Origin of the sequence: Corynebacterium sp. UMB9976 (genome assembly GCF_030212265.1) — a bacterium.
Taxonomy (GTDB): domain Bacteria; phylum Actinomycetota; class Actinomycetes; order Mycobacteriales; family Mycobacteriaceae; genus Corynebacterium.
This window is the reverse complement of sequence record NZ_JASODY010000008.1, coordinates 20,689-42,145: the sequence shown is the minus strand read 5'-3', so window position 1 is coordinate 42,145 and position 21,457 is coordinate 20,689. Positions and strand designations below refer to the sequence as shown.

Here is a 21,457-nt window from a genome sequence, read left to right as displayed (position 1 = left end):
GCCGACCTGGGGGAGAGAGGGGGCAGCCTTGGCAGGCCAGGACTAAGGCTTCGGCGGCAGTTCGCCGTTCATGACGACCTTCTCCTGCGCCGGATCCCAGGTGAAGGTGGCGTGGGCTTCGCCCGAACGTTCAGCGTTAGCTTCGCCGGGCTTGGTGTAGAAGTAGGTCACCGCGAGGGTCTTCCCATCGACCCGCTGGATGTCGGGGGAGAAGCCCTGCGGCTCGGCGGTAGCGGTGCCCAGGTACTCGCCCTTGTGGAAGAGCATGATGTGGTACGGGCTGGATCCGGTTGCGCCGTCGATGGTCAGCACGATGGGCGAAAGATCAGCACAAGGGTCGTAGAGATCCGTGCCGGCATACGACGTGTTCCATGTCCAGTCAGTGCCTTTTGGGGAGGCGAGCTTGCCCACGTTTTGTCGGAGCGCCTCCTCGGCGGGGAGGTCTCCGCACTGCTCATCCGGCTTCTTGCCCGGCTCACTCTCCTGCGCCGGGGACTTCCTCGTCGGCTCAGGCTTCGGCTGGTCCTTCGCCTCCGAGGGGTTTGACTCCTTCACCGTCTGGGTGACGGTTGCCGGCGAGCTGGCATCGGTAGATTCGGTGGCGGTGCCATCATCGCTGCACGCGCTCAGCGTTCCCGCCAAGGTGCAGGAGAGGGCGATGGATAGTGCAACTTTTTGGTACCTCATGCCCCTGAGGCTACGCCCCTAAAAATGCTTTGTCAGCAAACGTTTATACGTTTAGAAGGGTGTATTTTTTGTCGAATAGCAACGAGAATAGAGGTACTGTCAGTCCTCGCTAGAGGACTCAATGCGTCAGAAAGTCGCCTCATGACTCGTTCAGTGAAACCTGTGCCCGCTCCGGCTACTGCCCCAGTGGAATCGGGTTCTCGCCGCGCCTACCTGCTGGCGACAATTGTTTTGCAGGCTATCGTCGGCCTGTGCTCTGCGGTCGCATTTACTCTTGCCGAGTCGGTGTCCTGGCCCCTGGTTTGGGCTGCGACTGTTCTCGCCGCCTTTCTCCTGTTTCTGGCTCTGTGGAGGTCGGGGGTTCTGGTCCTCAACGCGCTAAACGGGGTCGGGGCCGCGTGTTTTCTCGTCGCATGGGGCTCAGCGCTCTACTACGAGTACAGGCCCTCGCAAGGAGACGGAGTGGTGATCAATCCCCTGCCGGTGATCCTGCTCCCGGTGGGAGCGCTCATCGGCGTCGTCGCGATCGGCGTTGCCGTGACATACCTGAGAAGGGGCGCCCGGACTCTCTCCGCAAAAGCCTGATCGGTGGCGGGTGTGGTGTCGTGTTTTCTGCAACCTGAGCGGGGTCAATAGGCACGGCGGACCAGGCGGCAACCGTTCTGGAAACCGCACGTGCTGAGGGGCTGACCAGCCAGGTGCGCCTGTTCGTTCCGGAGGATACTGACCATGCGTGGTAGGCCAGCGAGCGCTAGGTTTGCGAGTAAGCGTTAGGCTCTGGCTTGTGCTTCCTCTTGCTCAATCTCAGCATTGAATTCGCGCTTCGAGGACTGCCACTGGTCCTCGGTCATGCCGATCCGCCAGTAACCAGAAATCGAAACGTCGGCGCGGGGGATCTCCGAGTCGACGAAGAGGAAGCGGCGCATTTCCTTAATCATCTCGGCGACACCGTGGATAAACCAGCTGGTCTTCTTACCCGTTGGCACACCGGCCGAGCGCACCACGCGAGAAAGCTCCGTGCCGTGGGTTGCCCCATCGCGGATAACCCAGTTGACGTCCACGCCCTCGCGGGTGGGGAGTTCAAACTTCCGGTCCTCTGCCTCGATCTCGATGAAGGCGGTCGCCGTGGCGCCCTCGGGGAGGTGCTTCAGACCCGCGCCGATGGCTGGTGCAGCGGACTCATCGCCGACGAAGATAAAGTGCTCATATTCTTCGCCGGGGCCCCACGCTCCACCCGGGCCGAAGAAGCCGATCTTCGCCCCAATTTCGGCCGCGCGCGCCCAGGGCGCAGCCAGTCCGGAATCGCCGTGGGTGACAAAATCGACGTCGAAATCCCCGGTTTCTGGGTCCAGATTAATCAGGGTGTAGGTGCGGGTGACTGGCTGCTTATCCCTGGGCTGCTCCTCACGAACCTTCTCGATATCGAATGGCCACGAGTAATCAGCGCCCTCTGGGGCGAAGAGCAGCTTGATGTAGTGGTCGGTAAACGCCAGCTCCTTGCCCACAAATGCAGGAGAGTTCAAGCTCAAACGAACGAGATCCGGAGAGAGCTGGCGGCGGTCAGTCACGGTTGCTTCGTTGGCCTTACGGGGTTTGCGCTTCGGTGCTGCGCTTCGAGCCTGGTCAGCCATGATCATCACTGTCCTTCAAACACTGGGGTGCTGTGGGGGCGCCCGCGTCTTTTCTTAGGTAAGGCTAACACAATTAACGGTGATGGGTTGGTGGGGCTCGTGATGACCAGTGGGGTAAAAAACAAAAAGCGCCCCAGGTAGGAATCGAACCTACGACACCGGCTTTAGGAGAGCCGTGCTCTATCCACTGAGCTACTGGGGCTGTGCGACCGCACCCTGCGGGCACGACCACTCATGATACAAGGTACCCCCGCAGCTTCTGGAACTAGCCAGATGCGGCGGGGGTGTTGCCCAGCCACCGTTGACCAGGCGGCTGGGCTCATCCAAGAAGAGGAGCCTCGGGGAGTGGCTTAGTGGTCGACCGGAGCCTCCACGCCAACACCGGTGAGGGAGCGAACCTCCATCTCGGACTGCAGCTTCGGATCCTCGTCACCCTTGCCAAGGTAGGTGCCCACGATACCGGCGATGAAGCCAGCTGGGATGGAAACCAGACCCGGGTTGGTCAGCGGGAACCAAGCGAAGTCCACGTTCGGGAACATCGCGGTCTCCGCGCCGGAGACGGCCGGGGAGAAGAAGATCAGGACCAGGGCCACGCCCAGGCCGACCCACAGGGAGGCCACGGCGCCGGTGGTGTTGAACTTCTTCCAGTACAGGGAGTACAGGATCGTCGGCAGGTTAGCGGACGCAGCGATGCAGAACGCCAGGGAGACCAGGAAGGCCACGTTCTGGTCCATCGCCAGGATGCCCAGCGCGATGGAGACCAGCGAGATCACGACCACGGTGATTCGGGAGACGCGGACCTGCTCCTCCTCGGTTGCCTGGCCGTTGCGCAGCACGCCGTTGTAGAAGTCGTGAGCCACAGAAGCGGAAGCGGTAATCGCCAGACCAGCGACCACGGCCAGCACCGTCGCGAAGGCAACCGCGGAAATCAGGGCCATGAAGATCGGGCCTGCCAGCTCCATCGCTAGCAACGGTGCCGCGGCGTTCGCGCCACCCGGTGCGTTCTTGATGTCCTCCGGGGAGATCAGAGCGGCAGCTGCGAAGCCCAGGAACAGGGTCAGCAGGTAGAAGGAGCCGATCAGGACGATCGCCCAGGTCACGGACTTACGTGCTTCCTTCGCGGTCGGAACCGTGTAGAAGCGCATCAGGACGTGCGGCAGGCCAGCGGCACCAAGCGCCAGGGCTACGCCCAGGGAGATGAAGTCGAACTTCGTTGCGGTCGTGGCTCCGTACTTCTGGCCAGGCTGCAGGATCGCCGGGTCACCGTGGGAGTTCACAGCGTCAGCGAAGAGCTGGGAGAGGTTGCCCTTCCACATCACGGCGATGATCAGGAACATGAAAGCAACACCGGCGATCAGCAGGACCGCCTTGATCATCTGCACGTAGGTGGTGCCCTTCATGCCACCGATGAGGACGTAGGCCATCATCACCAGGCCGACGATCACGACGACGACACCCTGGGCGGTCTTGGAGTGCAGATCCAGCAGCACGGAGACCAGGGAGCCAGCACCAGCCATCTGAGCGATCAGGTAGAACAGCGAGGTGAACAGGGTCGCGAAAGCTGCGGCCACGCGCACCGGTCGCTGCTTCAGGCGGAAGGAGAGCACGTCCGCCATGGTGAACTTACCGGTGTTACGCAGCGGCTCGGCGACCAGCAGCAGGGCGATGAGCCACGCGACGAAGAAGCCGATGGAGTACAGGAAGCCGTCGTAACCCGTAAGCGCAATTGCGCCGACGATGCCCAGGAAGGACGCCGCCGAGAGGTAGTCGCCGGCGATGGCCAGGCCATTCTGGGTACCGGTGAAGGAAGCACCACCCGTGTAAAAGTCCGTCGCGGACTTCTGCGGCTTGGCGGCAGCCTTCGTCACGATGTACATCGTCACCACGATGAAGGCGATGAATACGCTGATGTTCAGGATCGGGTTTGTCTCCTGCGAGGCAGCAAGAATGAGATCCATAGTGAGACCTTTCCTTTTCTAATCCGTGGGGGTGAGCGGGACGCGGTGCCGCTAGCCCCGGGAAGCCTGGCTGGCTGGGGTTGCGGGGGAGCCTTCGAGGGACTCGCGAACATGCTGGGCGCGGGGCTCAATTTCGCGGTCTGCGTACTTCACGTAGAGGTACGTGATCAGGAAGGTCGTGATGAACTGGCCGAAGCCAAGGAGCACGCCGACATTGATGTTTCCCCAGATCTTGATCCCCATGAAGTTCGGTGCAAACATCGCCAGGCTGACGTAGAGGACGAACCAGACGATAAAAAACACGGTCATGGGGAAGGTGAACCCACGCATTTTTGAGCGAAGCTCCTGGAACTCGGGTGATTGCTGCGCGGCGACGAATTCATCGGGCGTGGGGACGTGCCGTTGCGCGGGGGCGGCCGACTGGGTCAACTCTTTCTCCCTTCCTTGGGACTGTGCAGATCTTCACATTCGCCTGGCCGTTCGGCCTCAGCTCCTGTGATTGGCATCACAATTCTTTTGCGATTGCGAAAGAATCTACCGGCACCTAGAGCTTTTTCCAAAGTTTCCGATAAGAAAGTTTTGACTTTTTAGACAGCGTTCATGAAAACTTCCGCCCGACCTGCAAAAACGCGGATCATAGAGAAAAACCCGGCCATGTGGCCGGGTTGATTCCTACCCCCGTTGCGTCCCCCGTGTAAGACCTACGCCTTCCGGCGCCACGTCTCGAAGCGGTAGCGCAGCCCGTTCGGCTCCTCGTCGACCGGGTGGCCCTTCTCCGAGGCGAACCATTCGGAGCGCTCGACCGTAAACTCCGAATCATCCATCGCCGGGGCATAGACCTGGAAGCGTTCCGGGGCCACCATGTCGATCTCCGTGATCACCACCCGGTCCGCGATCGGCATGCACTGCGCGTACACCTGGCCACCACCCAGGATCCACACGGTCACCCGGCCGTCGTCCTGCAGCGCCTGCGACGCCGTCTCCGGCACCACGCCACCCGAACCTTCTCCGCGGGCGAACTTTGCGGCCGCCGCGATGCCGTCCTTAATGGAGGCGACCACGTGACCACCGGGGGCTGAATAATCAGCCGAACGGGTGATGACGAAGTTCTCGCGGCCCGGCAGCGGGCGGTACTTGCCCAGCGCCTCCCAGCTCGTGCGCCCCATCACGACCGGATAACCCATCGTGGAATTCTTGAAGTGTTTCAGATCCTCCGGCAGATACCAGGGCATCTCCGCGCCATCGCCGATGATGCCGGCGGTCGTCTCTGCCCAGATCATCGCGATCTCCACCCCCTCCGGGACGTCCGCGCGGGTCAGGGTGGGGTAGTCGCCCTCGCGGTAGCCGCTGGGGCGCTGTTCCTTCTGGACGTCAAACTCCGAAGCTTCCATTACACAGCCACCTTTGCCTTAATCACCGGGTGCGGGTCGTAGCCCACGAAGTTCACGTCCTCGAAGCCATAGCTGAACATGTCCTTGGCTTTGGTCAGCTCCAGCTGCGGGTAGGGGCGCGGCTCGCGGGAAAGCTGCAGCTCCACCTGCTCGCGGTGGTTGTCATAGATGTGGCAGTCCCCACCGGTCCAGATGAACTCGCCGACCTCCAGGCCCGCCTGCTGGGCGAACATGTGGGTCAGCAGCGAGTAACTGGCGATGTTGAAAGGCACGCCCAGGAACATATCCGCGCTGCGCTGGTAGAGCTGGCAGGAGAGCTTCCCATCAGCCACGTACAGCTGGAACAGCAGGTGGCAGGGTGGCAGGGCCATGTTCTCCAGCTCCGAGACATTCCACGCGCTGACGATGTTCCGGCGCGAATCCGGGTTCTGCTTCAGCATCTCCAGCGCCTGGGAGATCTGGTCGACGTGGCGGCCATCCGGGGTGGGCCAGCTGCGCCACTGCACGCCGTAGACCGGGCCCAGGTCGCCGTCCTCATCGGCCCACTCGTTCCAGATGCGGATGCCGTTATCCTGCAGCCACCGAACGTTGGAGTCGCCCGAGAGGAACCACAACAGCTCGCCGACCACGGACTTCACGTGCACGGACTTCGTCGTAATCAGTGGGAAGGACTCCGCCAGATTGAAGCGGATCTGCTGGCCGAACAGGGACGTCGTACCAGTGCCGGTGCGGTCGTCCTTCTTGGTGCCCTCCGCGAGGATCTTGGCGAGCAGATCCTCGTAGGGCGTGGCGATAGTAGGGGAAGATTGAGCCTCTGACATGCCTCATAGTCTAGGCAAAAGAATCGCCGCTCAGTCAGCCACCCGTGCGAGGGGTCGAACTAGAGGAACTTCTGGATGCTTGCCAACAGGTCCTCGGCGATCTCCTTGCGGCAGATCACCAGGTCCGGGAGGTACGGATCCGGCTCGTTATAGGTCGCGGGCGTGCCGTCCAGGCGGCTGCAGTGCAGTCCTGCCGCCAGGGCGACGCCGATCGGGGCGGCGTTATCCCACTCGTACTGGCCCCCGGCGTGGATGTACGCGTCGTTGTCCCCACGCACCACGCTCATGGCCTTCGCGCCGCAGGAACCCAGGCGGGTGATCTCCATGCCCAAGTCCTCGGCCACGTCGACCGCGATCTGCGGGGTGGAGTTTTGGCTGATGACGAGGCGGTTGTTCAGTTCACCGAAGTCCGCCTTCGCCCGGCCCTCCCGGTAGTCGGCGGCACTGTAGACGGTGTGCATTTCTGGCATGCCGACCGAGGATTCGACAACCTCGCCGTCGACCGTGAGGGCAATGTGCACGGCCCAGTCATTCCGGGCACTGGCGTATTCACGGGTGCCGTCCAGCGGGTCGATCACCCACACCCGGGACTTGTCCAGGCGGGAGGGATCGTCCTCCGCCTCCTCGGAGAGGATGGCGTCATCGGGGCGGTGCAGGCTCAGCACACGCGCGATCCAGGCCTGGGCGACCTTATCGCCGGACTTACCGAGCCCGTCGGAGTCCACCAGGAGGGGATCCGGTGCACCAGCAGTGCGAATGCTGGTGAGGATATCCCCGGTGCTGCGAGCCAAACGGGCACAGAGCGTGGCATCGTCGAGCGCGTCGCCTGAGCCTAGTCCTTGTGTCATGGTCTACACCTTAGCGCTTCTGGTTGTATGGACTCATGCCCTCCGCCGACTTGGATCAATTTCATGCCCCAGTAGCCGCATGGTTCCGGGACGTGTTCCACGAGCCGACGGTCGTCCAATCCCAGGCGTGGCGGGCCATTAGTGCAGGGGAGAACACGTTAGTCGTCGCCCCCACCGGTTCCGGTAAGACGCTGGCGGCGTTCCTGTGGTCGCTCTCCGAGCTGACGCGCACGGGTGTGCTTTCCCATCCGTCCGCGGATCAGGCCGACCCGCAGACTCCCACCCGCGTGCTATACATCTCGCCGCTCAAGGCGCTTGGGGTGGACGTTGATCGCAACCTCGCCGCCCCGCTGGCAGGTATTTCGCGCACCGCCGCGGCGATGGGGGAGGACGTCGCCCCGGTCCGGGTGGGCGTGCGCAGCGGGGACACCCCGCAGTCGGAGCGGGCAAAGTTGCTGCGCAATCCGCCAGAGATCCTCATCACCACCCCGGAGTCCCTGTATCTCATGCTGACCTCGAAGGCGGCGGGGACGCTGCGTGGGGTGGACACCGTCATTGTGGACGAGATCCACGCGGTGGCTGGGACCAAACGTGGCGCCCACCTGACTCTTTCCCTGGAGCGGCTGGAGCTGCTCACCGGCCGTGCGGTGCAGCGCATCGGCCTGTCGGCGACGGTGAATCCGGTGGATGCGGTGGCCAGCTTCCTCGGCGGCGACCGGCCGGTCACGGTGGTCAACCCGGCGATCAGGAAGGATTGGGACGTCCAGGTTCGCAGCGTGGTGCCGGACTTCCAGGATCCGCCGGCTGCCGAAGATCTCGACGCCGCGCGCTACGAGGACCCAACTGGCGATACCCAGGCGGGCACCGACGGGGACCAGGGTGCAGCCGGCGCCGGACACGGTGGCGGAGGACTTGCGGAAGGCGGCGATGTCGCGGAAAAAGCGCTGATCGACGAGGCCCTCGTTGGACCCAGCCTCATCGGCGAGGGGCTGGGCGGTGCCTCCGCCCTGGGTTCCGGGGCGCGGGTGGCCAGCGGGGTAGATAAGGAATCCGCCCTCCCGCAACAAAAATCCGTTTGGCCCCACGTCCAGCACGCCATCTACCAGCAGGTCATGGAGAACCGGGCAACACTCGTCTTCGTGAACTCCCGGCGCGCTGCCGAGCGACTCACCGGGGCGCTCAACGAGCTGTGGGCCGAGGAGCACGATCCGGAGTCCATCGCCGCCCCCACCCGTCGCGACCCCGCGCAGCTCATGGCGCAATCCACCCAGGTCACCGGCGTACCGGCGGTCATCGCTCGTGCCCACCACGGCTCGGTATCCAAGGAAGAGCGCGCCGACATCGAGGCAGCGCTGAAGTCCGGGACCCTGCGCTGCGTGGTCGCCACCAGCTCCCTGGAGCTCGGCATCGACATGGGCCTGGTGGACCACGTGGTGCAGGTGGGAGCCCCGCCCTCAGTGGCCTCTGCAGTGCAGCGCTGCGGCCGCGCCGGGCACACTGTGGGCGCGACCTCGCATGCCACGATCTACCCGCTGCACAAGCAGGACGCCGAGGCGGCCACGGTGATCACCCAACGGCTGTACGCGGGCGAGCTGGAACCGCTGCAGATCATCACGAATGCGCTGGACGTGCTCGCGCAGCAGACGATTGCCGCTGCGGTGCAGGCCCAACTGGGTTTCACGAATCCGCCGTCGGGTGCGGAGGCTGAGGCGTTGACGTCGGAAAATGAGGAGGGACAAACACCACACGGGATGCTGGACGTGGAGCGCTGGTGGCGTGCGCTGCGCCGGGCGTACTCCTATGCAGCACTGCCACGGGATGCCTTCGATGGCGTGATCGAACTGATCAGCGGGCACTATCCCAGCACCGACTTCGCGGACCTGAAACCTCGGGTGGTGTACGACCCGGCGGCGGGAACGCTACAAGCCCGCCCCGGCGCCCAGCGGCTGGCGGCCACCAGCGGCGGGACGATCCCGGACCGCGGCATGTTCGGAGTCTTCCTCGCCGCAGGTGAGGAGGGCGCCCGGCGCGTCGGGGAGCTCGACGAGGAGATGGTCTACGAGTCCCGGGTGGGGGACGTATTCACGCTCGGGGCCTCCAGCTGGCGGATCACGGAGATCAACCGCGACCAGGTCATCGTCGTGCCAGCGGCGGGCCACACGGGGCGGTTGCCGTTTTGGGTCGGGGACGCCGCCGGCCGGCCGGTGGAACTGGGTACGGCGATCGGTGAGCATCGCAGGCAGTGGGGCAGCGGCACCGTGGGCGACCTGCACGCGGCCCCGTTCATCTGCGATAACACCCGGGAGAATCTGGACGCCTACTACCGGGACCAGAAGGAAGCCACGGGGATCCTGCCGGATGAGCGCACCCTGCTGGTCGAGCGCTTCCGGGACGAGATCGGGGACTGGCGGGTCATCGTCCACTCGCCCTATGGGCGCGGGGTTAATGCGCCGTGGGCGATGGCGCTGGGCGCGGTGCTGCAGCGGGAGACCGGGATCGACGCGATGGCCGTGGCCGGGGACGACGGGCTGGTGTTGCGCCTGCCGTATTCCGAGGAGCCACCGGGGGCGGACCTGCTGCTGGGGCAGTTCTTCCGGGAGACCAGGCCTGGAGTCGGGGAGGGAGCTGTTCGCCAGGGCGCTGGTGGTGACGGTGCTGGGAGCCGGAAGGATATCGCGGGCCGGGGCGACGGGCAGCCGGGTGAGCTTTCGGAGGTCGTGCTGGCCGATGTGATGGACAACGTGGGCAGCTCCGCGCTCTTCGCTGGGCGGTTCCGGGAGTGTGCGGCTCGGGCCTTGCTGCTGCCGCGGCGCAACCCGGGCAAGCGGCAGCCGCTGTGGCAGCAGCGGCAGCGGGCCTCCCAGCTGCTGGACGTGGCCCGGGAGCACCCGGAGTTCCCGATCATGGTGGAGAGCATGCGCGAATGCCTCCATGATGTCTACCAGCTGGATGCGCTCACCGAATTGCTGAAGAAGCTTGGGCTACGGGGTGGCAGCTCAGGCGTGCGGGTCGCGGAGGTCACCACCGAGGGGCCGAGCGCTTTCGCCGAGTCTCTGCTGTTCACCTACACCAGCGCGTTCATGTACGAAGGCGATTCCGCCGAGCGGGCCGCCGCGCTGGCAGTGGACCCCGCGCTGCTGGCCAAGCTGCTGGGTAAGAGCGGCGAAGGGCTGCAGCTGGACCCCGCGGTGATCGAGCGGGTGGTGTCGGCGGCGCAATGGCTGGCCGATGGCCGCCAGGCCGGCACCGCCGAGCAGGCCATCGACATGATCCGCGCCCTGGGACCCCTGACCCGGGAGCAAGTCAGCGACCGCCTGGTGCCGGAGAACCGGGAGGCCGTGCTGGCGGAACTGGCGGAGCTTATCCCGCAGCGCCTCGCCGAGGTGACCTTCGGCGGAGCTAGCCGCTGGGCGGTAGTGGAGGATATGCCGGTGCTCCGCGACGGACTCGGAGTGCCCGTCCCACCCGGCGTGGCCGCCGATCCTGAGCAGGTGGCTGACGCCATCGACCAGCTGGTGCTGCGCTTCATCCGGCACCAGGGTCCAGTAACGCCTGCCCGGGTGGCTGCAGAGTTCGGGCTGGGCGCGGCCACCGCCGAATCCCTGCTGAAACGTTGGGTCGGCCAGCGTCGCCTGGAGTCCGGCCACTTCACCGCAGGTGGCGGTCAGGGGGCAGCCGAGCAGGTCACGGAGTATATCGACACCGGCATGCTGCGCCGCCTGCGCTCGGCCACGCTGGCCGCCGCCCGCGGCGCCGTGGAACCGGTCAGCCCACTGACCTATGCGGAGTTCCTCGTGGACTGGCATGGGGTGGGCAGCTCCGAGCGGGAGGAACTGGGCGAGGTCATCGAACAGCTCGCCGGGGTCGCACTGCCCACCAGCGCCTGGGAGACCCTCGTGCTGCCCAGCCGGATCCCGGACTACCAACCTGGTGATCTCGACGACCTGCTGGCCACCGGGGAGATCATCCTGCGCGGGGAGGGAACCGCCGGGAGCAATGACGCCCTCGTGAGCCTCCTACCCGCGGACATCGCCCCGCTGCTCATCGACGAGCCGGCGGAGGCCCCGCAGCTCTCGATGGTGGCAACCCAGCTGCTGGAGCACATGGCCGGCGGCGGGGCCTTCCTCGCCGCTGAACTCACCCGGGCTACTGGCGCGGCCTATCAGGAGGTCGACGACGCCCTGTGGGAGCTCTTCGACGCAGGGCTCATCGCTCCCGATGGTTTCGCAGCGCTCCGGGCGAGGTTGACGTCCGGAAAACAAAGTGGTGCCACCGTCCACCGGGCACCCCGCCGCAACCGCGGGAGAGGATCGGCGCGGCGGCTGCGCATGGGGCGCAGTAGTTTTGCGCAGATGGCCGGCAACGAGTCGATGGACCGCATCCGGCAGCGGCGCCAGGCGATGAATGCGCACCAGTCGGTGCCGGGGCGCTGGGCGGCACTCGCCCCGCTGTTGGACATCGACGTGACCGATGCGGAGCGTGCCCTGGCCCGCAGCGAGGCGTGGATCGACCGTTATGGCGTGGTCACCCGCGGGGCCGTGATGGCCGAGCACCACGCCGGTGGTTTCGCGGAAGCCTACCGGACCTTGAGTGCCTGGGAAGATTCGGGCGCGGTGCTTCGCGGATACGTCATCGAAGGCCTCGGCGGGGCGCAATTCGCGCCGTACGCGGTGATCCGGCAGCTGCGGAAGCTGGAAGACCACGGTGCGGGTCCACAGTCGGACGGTGGCGCTCCCACCAGCAGGGTAGGGGACGGGGCGGTGCTGTTGGCCGCCGGCGATGTGGCCAACCCCTACGGCGCGAGCCTGCCGTGGCCCAGCCTTGACGGCGAGCCCGCCCGGCTGACCCGAGGCGCGGGAGCCTTCGTGGTGCTGGATCGTGGCCGCTTGGTCGCGCACTTCACCCGGGGTGGCAGGACGCTCACCGCCTTCGATGCGCCAAGCATGGCCGATGACACCCCGCCGGGGGCCATCAGCCAGCCGACGATCGATGCCATCATCACCGCGCTGAGCAGCGTGATTCGCGCCGGGAAGCTATCCCCGGTCACGATTGACAGGATCAATGGCGCATCCGTGATGGATCTGCCCACCCAGGGCTGGATCGCTGCCGGGGCGCGGCTCACCCCGAAGGGCCTGAGCATCCGCGGCTGAGGCCGTGCGACGTAGCGCGCCAGCGCACTGCCCACCATAGGGGCGGTACTCCGGCAATGAGATGTGGCAGCTCGGCAACCAGGGCCGAGCTCAGGTGAGATCAAGAAGAGCCGAAAGGAGGCGGGCAATGCCCGAGGGAGATTCCGTCCTGCAGCTGGCCAATAGGCTGAAGTGGATGCCCGGCCGTGAAGTGCTGCACAGCGATTTCCGGGTGCCCGCGCTGGCCACCGCCTCCATCACCGGCGAGCGGATCCGGGCGGTCTGGCCCTATGGAAAGCACTTGTTCATCCAGGCAGGGGAGCAGATCCTGCACACTCACCTGAAAATGGAGGGGGTATGGGCCATCCACGCAGCTGGCAGCCGCTGGCGCCGCCCGGGGTACACCGCCCGGGTCGTGCTTCGCTTGAGCCCCCAGCATCCGAGCGGGCCGCCCATCGAGGTCGTCGGCCACGAGCTGGGCTTCGTGCGCCTGTATCCGGCCCGAGACTACCCCGCTGTGGTTCAGCACCTGGGCCCCGACATCCTGGACCCCTGCTGGGCCAGCGAAGAATTCCGGGACACCGGCCGGACGGGGCGAGACGAGGCCCTGCGACGGATCCTGCGCCGCCCCGACCGGAGCCTGGGGGCCGCATTGCTGGATCAACGCAATGTCGCCGGTATCGGCAATGAATACCGCGCCGAGGTCATGTTCCTCACCGGCCTGCACCCCGCCGTACCCGTCGGCCGGGTTGGGGAGGAGAAGGTGGCGCAGGCGCTGGACCTGGCGCGTCGGGTGATGTGGGAGAACCGGCTGGAGCCACACCGGGTGTTCACTGGTGACCGGCGCCCCGGGATGGGCACCTTCGTTTTCGGCCGCGCGGCGAAGCCCTGCCGACGCTGCGGGGAAACAATCGAACAGTCCACCCTCGGGGGGCGTTTCGCAGGCGGGGACCCGGTACTGGACGCCGGGGAGTTGGAACGCATCATCTGGTGGTGCCCGCACTGCCAGCCGGGCGTTTAAGGCCTAGCCTCCCCTCCCGTTAGCTCCCCCAGGTTGGGGTAGAGCAGGCTGTTTTCGCGGGTTAGGAAAAATTTTCAGGGAATTTTTATCTGAACGATTCAGTACTGTGTGACGCGCTGCTAGCTGGGTTCACTGCTCCGCGAGCGTGTCATGTCACGCATGTATTCGGTAGTCGTTGAACGATATCTATTGATATCGACTTATGCATGCGAGCTGTAAATCTGAAGCGTGTGGGCCCCTCGTTTGGGGGAGCGCTAGGGGTTCGTGGTCTGTTTTAAGAGGGCTCTTAGGGGTGATCTCTGGTTAACTTTGAGGTTTCACTCCATTAACCAAGTGCGTGTTCGAGGGTGGTTATCTTATCGGTGCCGCTTACACAGAGTCAGCGTCATGCAGTCAGCTTTACACCGAGGAGGAGAATTCTTTCGTGTTCACCCGCAAAACCTCGACGGCCGGTAAGTGCGCCGCCGCAGTAGCAACTCTCGGCCTCGTGGCCACCGGCTTGGCCGGCCAGGCCCAGGCAGACACCCTGAACGATCACTATCCGGAGACCCCGAAAACCAACGTTGACCTGCCGATCGTCAACACCTACCACGGTAGCGACCACATCAAGGCCAATATCCTCAACCCGCGCCCAGTGTGTAACTCTGGGGAGGACTTCCGCACCGTTGTCTACAAGGTCAAGGATAATTTCACCCCGGCCGGCACGATCTCTGCGACCAACGGGACCGCCGACACCATCCCGCTGACCCAGGACCTGTCCAAGTCCCAGTCCATCCAGCTTTCCGTTAAGGGCGACCGGACCTCCACCACCACCGCCAACCTCGGCGGCGGAGCCAGCGGGGACAAGGGCAACGTCTCCACCGGTATCACCTACTCCCTGGCCAAGACCCTGGGCTTCGAGGCCTCCTACTCCCTGAGCTGGGAAGTCGGCCAGAGCATCGGCCCATACAACGTTCCAGCCGGAAAGACCGGCGAGGCGACCTACGGCTTCCGCACCATCACCATGAGCGGCACCCAGCAGTACTGCAAGCCGAACGGCACCTGGTCCACCCCGCGCAGCTGGACTGCACTCACCCCGATCAAGAACCAGGTCAATGTGAAGCTCTATGAAAACCCGGCCGGCGCTGCCGAGGGCGCGAAGGTCGAGGAAGGTACCGAGCCTCAGGGCGAGCCGGTGGAGGTCCAGGAGGATGCGAAGCCGACCGAGGGCGAGACTCCAGAGGCCGTGACCAAGGAGGCAGAGCCAGAAAAGGCCGCCCAGGCTGAAGAAATCGCCGCTAAGTCCGAAACCACCACGCTCGAGGAAGAGGAAGCCTAATGCAGAAAACCAAGAACTCCCTCCGCCTGGCCACCGCAGGCCTGGCCACCGTCGCCGCGCTCAGCGGAATCGGCGGTGCGGTTGGTGCTGCCACCGCGCAGGAAGAAATCGACCAGGACTTCTCCCACGCCGCTGCGTCCAACCAGGCCGACCATGACCTCGAGCCGTACTTCCAGACCTCCGGCGCCAAGGCGAAGGGCTTCGCCGGAACCGTCGTCCTGAAGTTGAAGAACGTCGGCAGCCAGCGCTACTACCAGGACTATCCGCTGACGACCTTCCGCATCAACGTGAAGACCGACAAGGGCCCGGAGGGCGTTGACCGCCTCATCACCCCGCGCGGCATGAACGGTGCGCACATCTTCGATGAGGGCTTCGACCCGGAGACCTCCACCCGAAGCTTCACCGTCACGCTCTCCAACCCGATTAACTCCGGCGACACCGCAACCGTCGCGGCCCTGGACTTCGGCGACGGCAAGACCAAGGAAGGTCGCCTCTACAACTACCTTGAGGTCACCCAGACCGGCCGCCACAAGGAGGACACCGCCACCGCTAACGACGAGCAGGTGGACTCCCGTGAGCACACGGTCACCGATACCGGCAAGAAGAACGAGGGCCTCTTCTAGCCCCATCCCGACTGGGGGAGTGGCATTCGCCACCCCTAGAGTTCCGGATCGTTGTCCCTTTAGGGACGTCAAAATCCCCGCCGATGCTTGTCGCATCGACGGGGATTTTCTCGGTGCACCACCCGGGTGGGTGGCGCGGTCACCGCGGGGTTCTCAGGCTTAGTTGCTGATCCCTGCGGCCAGCTTCTCGATGGATGCCTTCGCATCGCCGAGCAGCATGTCGGTGTTCTCGTTGAAGAACAGTGGGTTCTGCGCACCGGAGTAACCGGCACCCATGGAACGCTTCAGCACGATCACGCGCTCAGCCTCCCACACCTTCAGCACCGGCATGCCGGCGATCGGGGAGCCCGGCATCTCGGCGCTCGGGTTGACCGTATCGTTCGCGCCGATGACCAGGACCACGTCGACCTCGTCGAAGTCGTCGTTGATCTCCTCCATGTCCATGACGATGTCATAAGGGACCTTCGCCTCAGCCAGCAGGACGTTCATGTGGCCCGGCAGGCGGCCGGCGACCGGGTGGATACCGAACTGGACGGTCTTGCCCTGGTCACGCAGCTTTCGGGTCAGCTCGGCGACCGTGTACTGCGCCTGGGAGACGGCCATGCCGTAACCCGGGGTGATCATGATGTTCTTCGCGTCCTTGAGCATTGCGACAGCCTCGTCGGTGTCGATCTCGGTGTGGGTGCCGTCGACGCCCTCCGCGACCGCGCCACCGTCGGTGCCGAAGCCGCCCAGCAGGACGTTCAGGAAGGAGCGGTTCATCGCCTGGCACATCACGTAGGAGAGGAACGCACCGGAGGAACCGACCAGCGCACCGGTGATGATCAGCAGCGGGTTCTGCAGCATCAGACCGGTGAAAGCAGCTGCCCAGCCGGAGTAGGAGTTCATGATGGACACGACGACCGGCATATCGCCACCGCCGATGGCGGCGACCAGGTGCCAACCCATGAACAGCGCCAGGGCGGTCATGATGCCAACCGCGATCCAAGCGGTGGTGCCCTCGCCAGCGACGATGAACACGACCATGAGCACGAGGCTGACCACCAGGATGGCGACGTTCAGCAGGTTACGGGCCGGCAGCAGCAGCGGAGCGCCCTTGACCTTGCCGGAGAGCTTCAGACCAGCCAGGATCGAGCCGGTGAAGGTCACGGCACCGATGAAGATGCCCAGGAAGACCTCACCCAGGTGGAAGTTGTAGGCGGCAGCGCCCATCGAGTCGGCGGACTCGGAGACGAAGGAGTTGTACCCGATGAAGACCGCGCCCAGGCCGACCAAGCCGTTGAACAGTGCGATCAGCTGCGGCAGGCCAGTCATCTCGACGGAGTGCGCGCGCTTGATGCCGTAGGCGGCACCGAGGCTCATAGCCAGGGCGATGAGGATGACGGTGACAACCGGGTCCAGTGCCTCGGAATCGGTGGTGGAGTGCACCACAGCCTGGAAGATGGCCACGGCGATGGCAACAGCCATACCGCTCATGCCCAGCGCGTTACCGCGCTTCGCGGTCTCCGGCTTGGACAGGCCAGCCAGTGCCATGAGGAAGAGCACGGCAGCCACGATGTAGGCCAGGTTCGAGATCCGTGCCAGCCAGTCCAGCAGCGTGGCGTTCTCGCCGGTCGCTGCCTGCGAAAGAATCAGAGTGGCAGTCATGATTTATGCATCCTCCTTAACGAACATGCCGAGCATGCGGTCTGTGATGGCGAAGCCACCGAACACGTTGACGGAGGACACGACGATCGCCAGGAACGCGAGGACCGTAACGATGATATTGGGGCTGTTGACCTGCAAGATCGCGCCGACCAGGACGATTCCTGAAATCGCGTTCGTCTCGGACATCAACGGGGTGTGCAGGGTCGGGGTGACCGCGGAGATCACGTAGAAGCCAAGCACGATGGCCAGAGTCAGGACGACGAAGTTGCCGCTCATTCCCAGTGGGCTGACCAGAACGATTGCGGCACCCAACAGGATGGCGATGGCCAGACCGATCTTGGCGAAGGGGCCGCCCATGAAGGCTTGCTTCTCCGGCTCCTCGGCGGCCTGCGCGTCCTGCGCGGGCTGCTGCTGCGGGGTGACGGACACGCTCACCGGTGGTGGCGGCCAGAGGATGGAGGTCTCCTGGCCGTCGTTGAGAGTGACGGCGATGGTGCGGATGATCTCGTCATCCAGGTCCAGCACGCGCTGGCCGTCCTTCTCCGGGGTGATCAGCTTGAACAGGTTGACGATGTTCTGTCCGAACAGCTGGGAGGCCTGGCCTGGCAGGCGGCCTGCCAGGTCGGTGTAGCCGATGAGGGTGACGCCGTTGTCAGTGACGACAACCTCGCCCGGCTTCGTCAGGGCGCAGTTACCGCCGTTGGCTGCTGCCAGGTCGACGACGACGCTGCCCGGGCGCATGTTGGCGACATCCTCTTCGGTGAGCGGCACCGGGGAGGTGCGGCCCGGGATGTTGGCGGTGGTGATGACGATGTCGGCCTCGGCGGACTGCTGGGAGTAGATCTTCGCAGCGAGTTCCGCCTGGTCCTGGGTCATCTCCTTGGCGTAGCCGTCCTCGGACTTCTCGGCCTCCTCCTGGATGGCGACGAACTCCGCACCCATGGACTCGACCTGTTCGCCCGCCTCGACGCGCAGGTCGGTGGCCTTGACGACCGCGCCCATGGAGTTGGCGGTACCGATCGCGGCCAGGCCAGCGACACCAGCGCCGATGACGTAGACCTTTGCCGGCGGCACCTTACCGGCGGCGGTGACCTGGCCGGTGAACAGTCGACCGAAGGCATTGGCGGCCTCGATGACCGCGCGGTAGCCGGCGATGTTCGCCATGGAGGAGAGCACGTCCATGGACTGTGCGCGGGAAATGCGCGGCACAGCGTCCATCGCGAGCCCGGTGATGCCACGGTTGGCGAGCTCGTTGATGAGCTCTTCGTTGCGGCCTGGAGCCATGCGGCAGATCAGGGTGGCCCCGGAGCGCATGAGGTCGCGCTTGGCCTTGGGTGGGGTGTCGAGCGTGGTGACGATGTCCGCCTCCCAGACCTCCTCGCCTACGATGCTCGCGCCGGCCTCGCGGTAGAGGGCGTCAGGGTAGGCGGCGTCTTCGCCGGCACCAGCCTGTACTTCAACGTCATAGCCGAGCTTGATGAGCTTGCCGACCGTGTCTGGTGTGGCTGCCACCAGCGGCTGGTTCTCACCCGGCTCAACCGGAATACCGATACGCACTTTGTCTCCTGTGCAGTCTTCTGGGGGATGAAAGTTCCGGGCACTGATCGCAACGTAGAGGTGGCGTTGTGATCGTCCAGTGCGAGTAAGTGGTGATTCTCACAAGCGACCCGAAAAACATTGGGTCTATATTTATCCCTTTTTCGGAGTGCTTGTCGCGCGCTTTGAAGAATTAAAGGAGAAAAAATGCCAACGGGGGCACCCGATGCCCCGGGTGCCCCCGTTGATAAAATTGCCGTTTTACCCCCAAAGTGGGGTCAGTATGCCTGCCACTCCGGGCGGTTGGCATCCACGAAACGGTAAAACTCGGTTTCCTGCAGCTGGGAGGCCGCTGCCTCGTCAACGATGACCGTCGCGTGGCGGTGCAGCTGAAGCACGGAGGCCGGCATCATCGCGGACACCGGCCCCTCCACCAGGCGAGCCACCGCATCGGCCTTGTTTTCCCCCGTGGCCAGCAGCAACAGGTGCCCGGCGCGGCGGATCGTGCCCAGGCCCTGCGTGATCACGTGGATCGGCACCTCCTCGAGCGAACCGAAGAAGCGGGCGTTATCCCGCCGTGTCTGCGGGTGCAGCGTCTTCAGACGGGTCAGGGAGTCGAAGGAGCTGCCGGGCTCGTTGAAGCCCACATGGCCGTTGGTTCCCACGCCGAGGAGCTGGATGTCGATGCCCCCGGCAGCCTCGATGGCCGCCTCGTACTCGCGCCCTGCCTCATCGGTACGCGGGTTCATCCCATCGGGGGTGTGCACCGCGCCGTCGGCGAAGTCCACGTACTGCGTGAACTCGTTGTAGATCGTGTAGTGATAGGACTGCTCGTGATCCTCCGGCAGGCCCACGTACTCGTCCAGCAGGAAGGCCGTGGTGTTCGCGAAGCTCAGGCCCTCGCGGTGCTTGGCGATGAGCTCCCGGTAGGTCAGCAGCGGGGTGGAGCCGGTGGCCAGCCCGATGTTCTTCCCCTCGGAGACGTACCGGGCCATGATGGTGGCCGCGAGTTGCGCGACTTCTTTCGGGGTCTGCCGAATCACAACGTCCATGAGCAGGCGGTTCTTTCCAGTATCGGTCGGCGCAGGTCATTGCGCCGATGGTGTTTATTGAGTCTAACCCTCGTTGCGGTGCTGCCGGTAAAAGCTGATCAGCGCGTCGGTGGAGCCATCCCCGGCGGCCACCGCAGCCGTGCCCCGTACCGCTGGGAGTAGGTCGCTGGCCTGGAGTTTTCCGAACTCTACGCCCCACTGGTCGAAGGCGTTGATGCCCCAGATCACCGATTGCACGAAGGTGATGTGCTCGTAGAGTGCGATCAGCCCGCCCAGGGAACGCGGGGTCAGCATGTCCGCCAGGATGGTGGTGCTGGGCTGGTTGCCCGGCATCTCCTTGTGGGGGATCAGCTCTTCCGGGGTGTCCGCGGCGCGCAGCTCTTCAGCGGTGCGACCAAAGGCCAGCACCCTGGTCTGGGCGAAGAAGTTTGCCATCAGCATGTCGTGCATCTTCGTGCCCTCGGGTTGGGTGGTGACCTCGCCGTGGGGGTTGCAGAATCCGATGAAGTCCGAGGGGATGAGCTGCGTGCCTTGGTGGAGCAGCTGGAAGAACGCGTGCTGGCCATTCGTCCCGGGTGCGCCCCAGTACACCGGGCCCGTGGGGACCCCGACCTTGGACCCGTCCAGGCGCACGGACTTGCCCAGCGACTCCATGGTCAGCTGTTGCAGGTAGTCCGGGAATTCGCGGAGGTCCTCGCTATAGGGCATCACCGCGTGGGACTGGGAGCCCAAAAAGTCGCGGTACCACACGCTGAGCAGACCCATCAGGGCTGGCGCGTTGGCATGCAGCGGGGCGGTGCGGAAGTGCTCGTCCACGTCGTGCAGGCCGGCGAGGAATTGGTCGAAGTCCTGCGGGCCGATCGCGGCCATGAGGGTGAGCCCGATGGCGGAATCCACCGAGTAGCGGCCGCCCACCCAGTCCCAGAAGCCGAACATGTTCGCCGGGTCGATGCCGAACTCCGTGACGGCTTCGCGGTTGGTGGACACCGCGACGAAGTGCTTTTCGATGATGGCTTGCCGCTGCGCGCTCGTGTCCGCTGCTACGCCGCGACGCTCCAGTTCGGTGAGGAGCCACTGCTTCGCCGCGCGCGCGTTGACCAGGGTCTCCTGGGTGCTGAAAGTCTTCGAGCTGATGACGAAGAGGCAGGACTCCGGATCCAGGTCATCCAGCGCGGCGCTGAGGTCAGCCGGATCCAGGTTGGAGACGAAGTAGGGCTCGATGCCCGCGGTTCGGTAGGGGCGCAGCGCGGCCGCCGCCATGGAGGGGCCCAGGTCGGAGCCCCCGATGCCGATGTTGACGACCTGCTTGATGGTCCTCCCAGTCACACCCAGCCACCGGCCGCTGCGTAGGTCGCGGCAGAAGTCCCGCATCCGACCGAGGACCTCGTGGACGTCGGCGGCGACGTCCACCCCGTCGACCTGGAAATCCTGGTCCACCGGGACACGCAGCGCGGTGTGCAGGGCGGCACGGTTCTCGGTGGTGTTGACCGTAGCCCCGGCCATCATCGCGTCGCGGTACTCCGGCAGCCCCATCGCTTCGCCCAGCTGGACCAGTAGCTCCATGACGCGGGCGTCGGCGAGGTTCTTCGACAGGTCGATGTGCAGGGGGCCTGCCTGGATGGTCATGTCCTCGACGCGGGTGGCCTCCTGGTTGAAGATCTCCCGGAGGGTGGTGCCGACGAAGCTTTCCTTATAGTCCTGGAGTTCCTGCCACGGTGCGGTGCTGGTCACCCGCTGTGGGTTGGGTGGGATGCTCACTGCTTGAGTTCTCCTCGGGAGGTGCGTCGCCGGTGAA

16 protein-coding genes and 1 tRNA gene are annotated in these 21,457 nt (G+C 64.9%); 5 read left to right on the top strand and 12 right to left on the bottom strand.

The genetic code is table 11. The features are described 5' to 3' along the window. Positions 1-42: 42 nt before the first annotated feature. On the bottom strand, positions 43-687 hold the full coding sequence (locus tag QP140_RS05440) for an LppP/LprE family lipoprotein (RefSeq protein ID WP_284758591.1): 645 nt from the start codon (positions 685-687) through the stop codon (positions 43-45). Between the two features lie 141 nt (positions 688-828). On the opposite strand from QP140_RS05440, the gene QP140_RS05435 reads away from it, so the two are divergent. Beyond that, positions 829-1,272: a hypothetical protein gene (locus tag QP140_RS05435; RefSeq protein WP_284758590.1), complete on the top strand. Its 444-nt coding sequence runs from the start codon at positions 829-831 to the stop codon at positions 1,270-1,272. A 185-nt stretch (positions 1,273-1,457) separates the two neighbouring features. Here the strand turns inward: QP140_RS05435 and QP140_RS05430 are convergent, their stop codons facing one another. The 7 genes from QP140_RS05430 to QP140_RS05400 form a co-directional block, all read right to left on the bottom strand. Continuing rightward, positions 1,458-2,318, bottom strand: coding sequence for a siderophore-interacting protein (locus QP140_RS05430; protein WP_284758589.1), 861 nt, complete (start codon positions 2,316-2,318; stop codon positions 1,458-1,460). Between the two features lie 129 nt (positions 2,319-2,447). After that, positions 2,448-2,520 (bottom strand) — tRNA-Arg (locus QP140_RS05425). 148 nt (positions 2,521-2,668) lie between these two features. Then, positions 2,669-4,276, bottom strand: coding sequence for a solute symporter family protein (locus tag QP140_RS05420; RefSeq protein WP_148812754.1), 1,608 nt, complete (start codon positions 4,274-4,276; stop codon positions 2,669-2,671). A gap of 51 nt (positions 4,277-4,327) precedes the next feature. Continuing rightward, positions 4,328-4,705 carry a DUF485 domain-containing protein gene (locus tag QP140_RS05415; RefSeq protein ID WP_083317310.1) on the bottom strand — a complete coding sequence of 126 codons (378 nt, stop codon included), beginning with the start codon at positions 4,703-4,705 and terminating at the stop codon, positions 4,328-4,330. A gap of 272 nt (positions 4,706-4,977) precedes the next feature. Continuing rightward, positions 4,978-5,667 (bottom strand): dihydrofolate reductase, encoded by a 690-nt coding sequence (locus tag QP140_RS05410; RefSeq protein WP_284758588.1) that lies wholly within the window; start codon positions 5,665-5,667, stop codon positions 4,978-4,980. Beyond that, positions 5,667-6,488 (bottom strand): thymidylate synthase, encoded by an 822-nt coding sequence (locus tag QP140_RS05405; RefSeq protein WP_284758587.1) that lies wholly within the window; start codon positions 6,486-6,488, stop codon positions 5,667-5,669. The genes QP140_RS05410 and QP140_RS05405 overlap by 1 nt, the downstream gene beginning before the upstream one ends. 59 nt (positions 6,489-6,547) lie before the next feature. Further along, positions 6,548-7,336, bottom strand: a complete 789-nt coding sequence (locus QP140_RS05400; RefSeq protein ID WP_284758586.1) for a 3'(2'),5'-bisphosphate nucleotidase CysQ — start codon at positions 7,334-7,336, stop codon at positions 6,548-6,550. 35 nt (positions 7,337-7,371) lie between these two features. Here QP140_RS05400 and QP140_RS05395 point away from each other — a divergent pair, with 35 nt between their 5' ends. The 4 genes from QP140_RS05395 (at position 7,372) to QP140_RS05380 (ending at position 15,427) form a co-directional block, all read left to right on the top strand. Then, positions 7,372-12,486: a DEAD/DEAH box helicase gene (locus tag QP140_RS05395; protein WP_284758585.1), complete on the top strand. Its 5,115-nt coding sequence runs from the start codon at positions 7,372-7,374 to the stop codon at positions 12,484-12,486. A 127-nt stretch (positions 12,487-12,613) separates the two neighbouring features. Beyond that, entirely contained in the window at positions 12,614-13,486 is an 873-nt protein-coding gene (locus QP140_RS05390) for a DNA-formamidopyrimidine glycosylase family protein (RefSeq protein ID WP_284758584.1), read from the top strand. A 424-nt stretch (positions 13,487-13,910) separates the two neighbouring features. After that, positions 13,911-14,804: a hypothetical protein gene (locus tag QP140_RS05385; protein WP_284758583.1), complete on the top strand. Its 894-nt coding sequence runs from the start codon at positions 13,911-13,913 to the stop codon at positions 14,802-14,804. Further along, the gene (locus QP140_RS05380; protein WP_284758582.1) at positions 14,804-15,427 is read left to right on the top strand and encodes a hypothetical protein; all 624 of its coding nucleotides are present in this window, start codon (positions 14,804-14,806) and stop codon (positions 15,425-15,427) included. The genes QP140_RS05385 and QP140_RS05380 overlap by 1 nt, the downstream gene beginning before the upstream one ends. Before the next feature lie 159 nt (positions 15,428-15,586). Here QP140_RS05380 and QP140_RS05375 read toward each other — a convergent pair whose 3' ends face one another. From QP140_RS05375 to pgi, 4 genes are all read right to left on the bottom strand, one after another. Next, positions 15,587-17,074: an NAD(P)(+) transhydrogenase (Re/Si-specific) subunit beta gene (locus QP140_RS05375; RefSeq protein WP_070760624.1), complete on the bottom strand. Its 1,488-nt coding sequence runs from the start codon at positions 17,072-17,074 to the stop codon at positions 15,587-15,589. Between the two features lie 3 nt (positions 17,075-17,077). Continuing rightward, positions 17,078-18,631, bottom strand: a complete 1,554-nt coding sequence (locus QP140_RS05370; RefSeq protein WP_284758581.1) for a Re/Si-specific NAD(P)(+) transhydrogenase subunit alpha — start codon at positions 18,629-18,631, stop codon at positions 17,078-17,080. Between the two features lie 257 nt (positions 18,632-18,888). After that, positions 18,889-19,662, bottom strand: a complete 774-nt coding sequence (gene nagB / locus QP140_RS05365; RefSeq protein WP_284758580.1) for a glucosamine-6-phosphate deaminase — start codon at positions 19,660-19,662, stop codon at positions 18,889-18,891. A 63-nt stretch (positions 19,663-19,725) separates the two neighbouring features. Further along, entirely contained in the window at positions 19,726-21,420 is a 1,695-nt protein-coding gene (gene pgi, locus QP140_RS05360; protein ID WP_284758579.1) for a glucose-6-phosphate isomerase, read from the bottom strand. Positions 21,421-21,457: the final 37 nt, after the last annotated feature.

What these genes read in the sequence shown, in the direction of transcription:
- QP140_RS05420 (WP_148812754.1), bottom strand. Translation starts at nt 4,276, where the DNA reads ATGGATCTCATTCTTGCTGCCTCGCAGGAGACAAACCCGATCCTGAAC.
- QP140_RS05410 (WP_284758588.1), bottom strand. Translation starts at nt 5,667, where the DNA reads ATGGAAGCTTCGGAGTTTGACGTCCAGAAGGAACAGCGCCCCAGCGGC.
- QP140_RS05405 (WP_284758587.1), bottom strand. Translation starts at nt 6,488, where the DNA reads ATGTCAGAGGCTCAATCTTCCCCTACTATCGCCACGCCCTACGAGGAT.
- nagB (WP_284758580.1), bottom strand. Translation starts at nt 19,662, where the DNA reads ATGGACGTTGTGATTCGGCAGACCCCGAAAGAAGTCGCGCAACTCGCG.
- QP140_RS05380 (WP_284758582.1), top strand. Translation starts at nt 14,804, where the DNA reads ATGCAGAAAACCAAGAACTCCCTCCGCCTGGCCACCGCAGGCCTGGCC.
- QP140_RS05400 (WP_284758586.1), bottom strand. Translation starts at nt 7,336, where the DNA reads ATGACACAAGGACTAGGCTCAGGCGACGCGCTCGACGATGCCACGCTC.
- QP140_RS05435 (WP_284758590.1), top strand. Translation starts at nt 829, where the DNA reads ATGACTCGTTCAGTGAAACCTGTGCCCGCTCCGGCTACTGCCCCAGTG.
- QP140_RS05375 (WP_070760624.1), bottom strand. Translation starts at nt 17,074, where the DNA reads ATGACTGCCACTCTGATTCTTTCGCAGGCAGCGACCGGCGAGAACGCC.
- QP140_RS05395 (WP_284758585.1), top strand. Translation starts at nt 7,372, where the DNA reads ATGCCCTCCGCCGACTTGGATCAATTTCATGCCCCAGTAGCCGCATGG.
- QP140_RS05430 (WP_284758589.1), bottom strand. Translation starts at nt 2,318, where the DNA reads ATGGCTGACCAGGCTCGAAGCGCAGCACCGAAGCGCAAACCCCGTAAG.
- QP140_RS05440 (WP_284758591.1), bottom strand. Translation starts at nt 687, where the DNA reads ATGAGGTACCAAAAAGTTGCACTATCCATCGCCCTCTCCTGCACCTTG.
- QP140_RS05390 (WP_284758584.1), top strand. Translation starts at nt 12,614, where the DNA reads ATGCCCGAGGGAGATTCCGTCCTGCAGCTGGCCAATAGGCTGAAGTGG.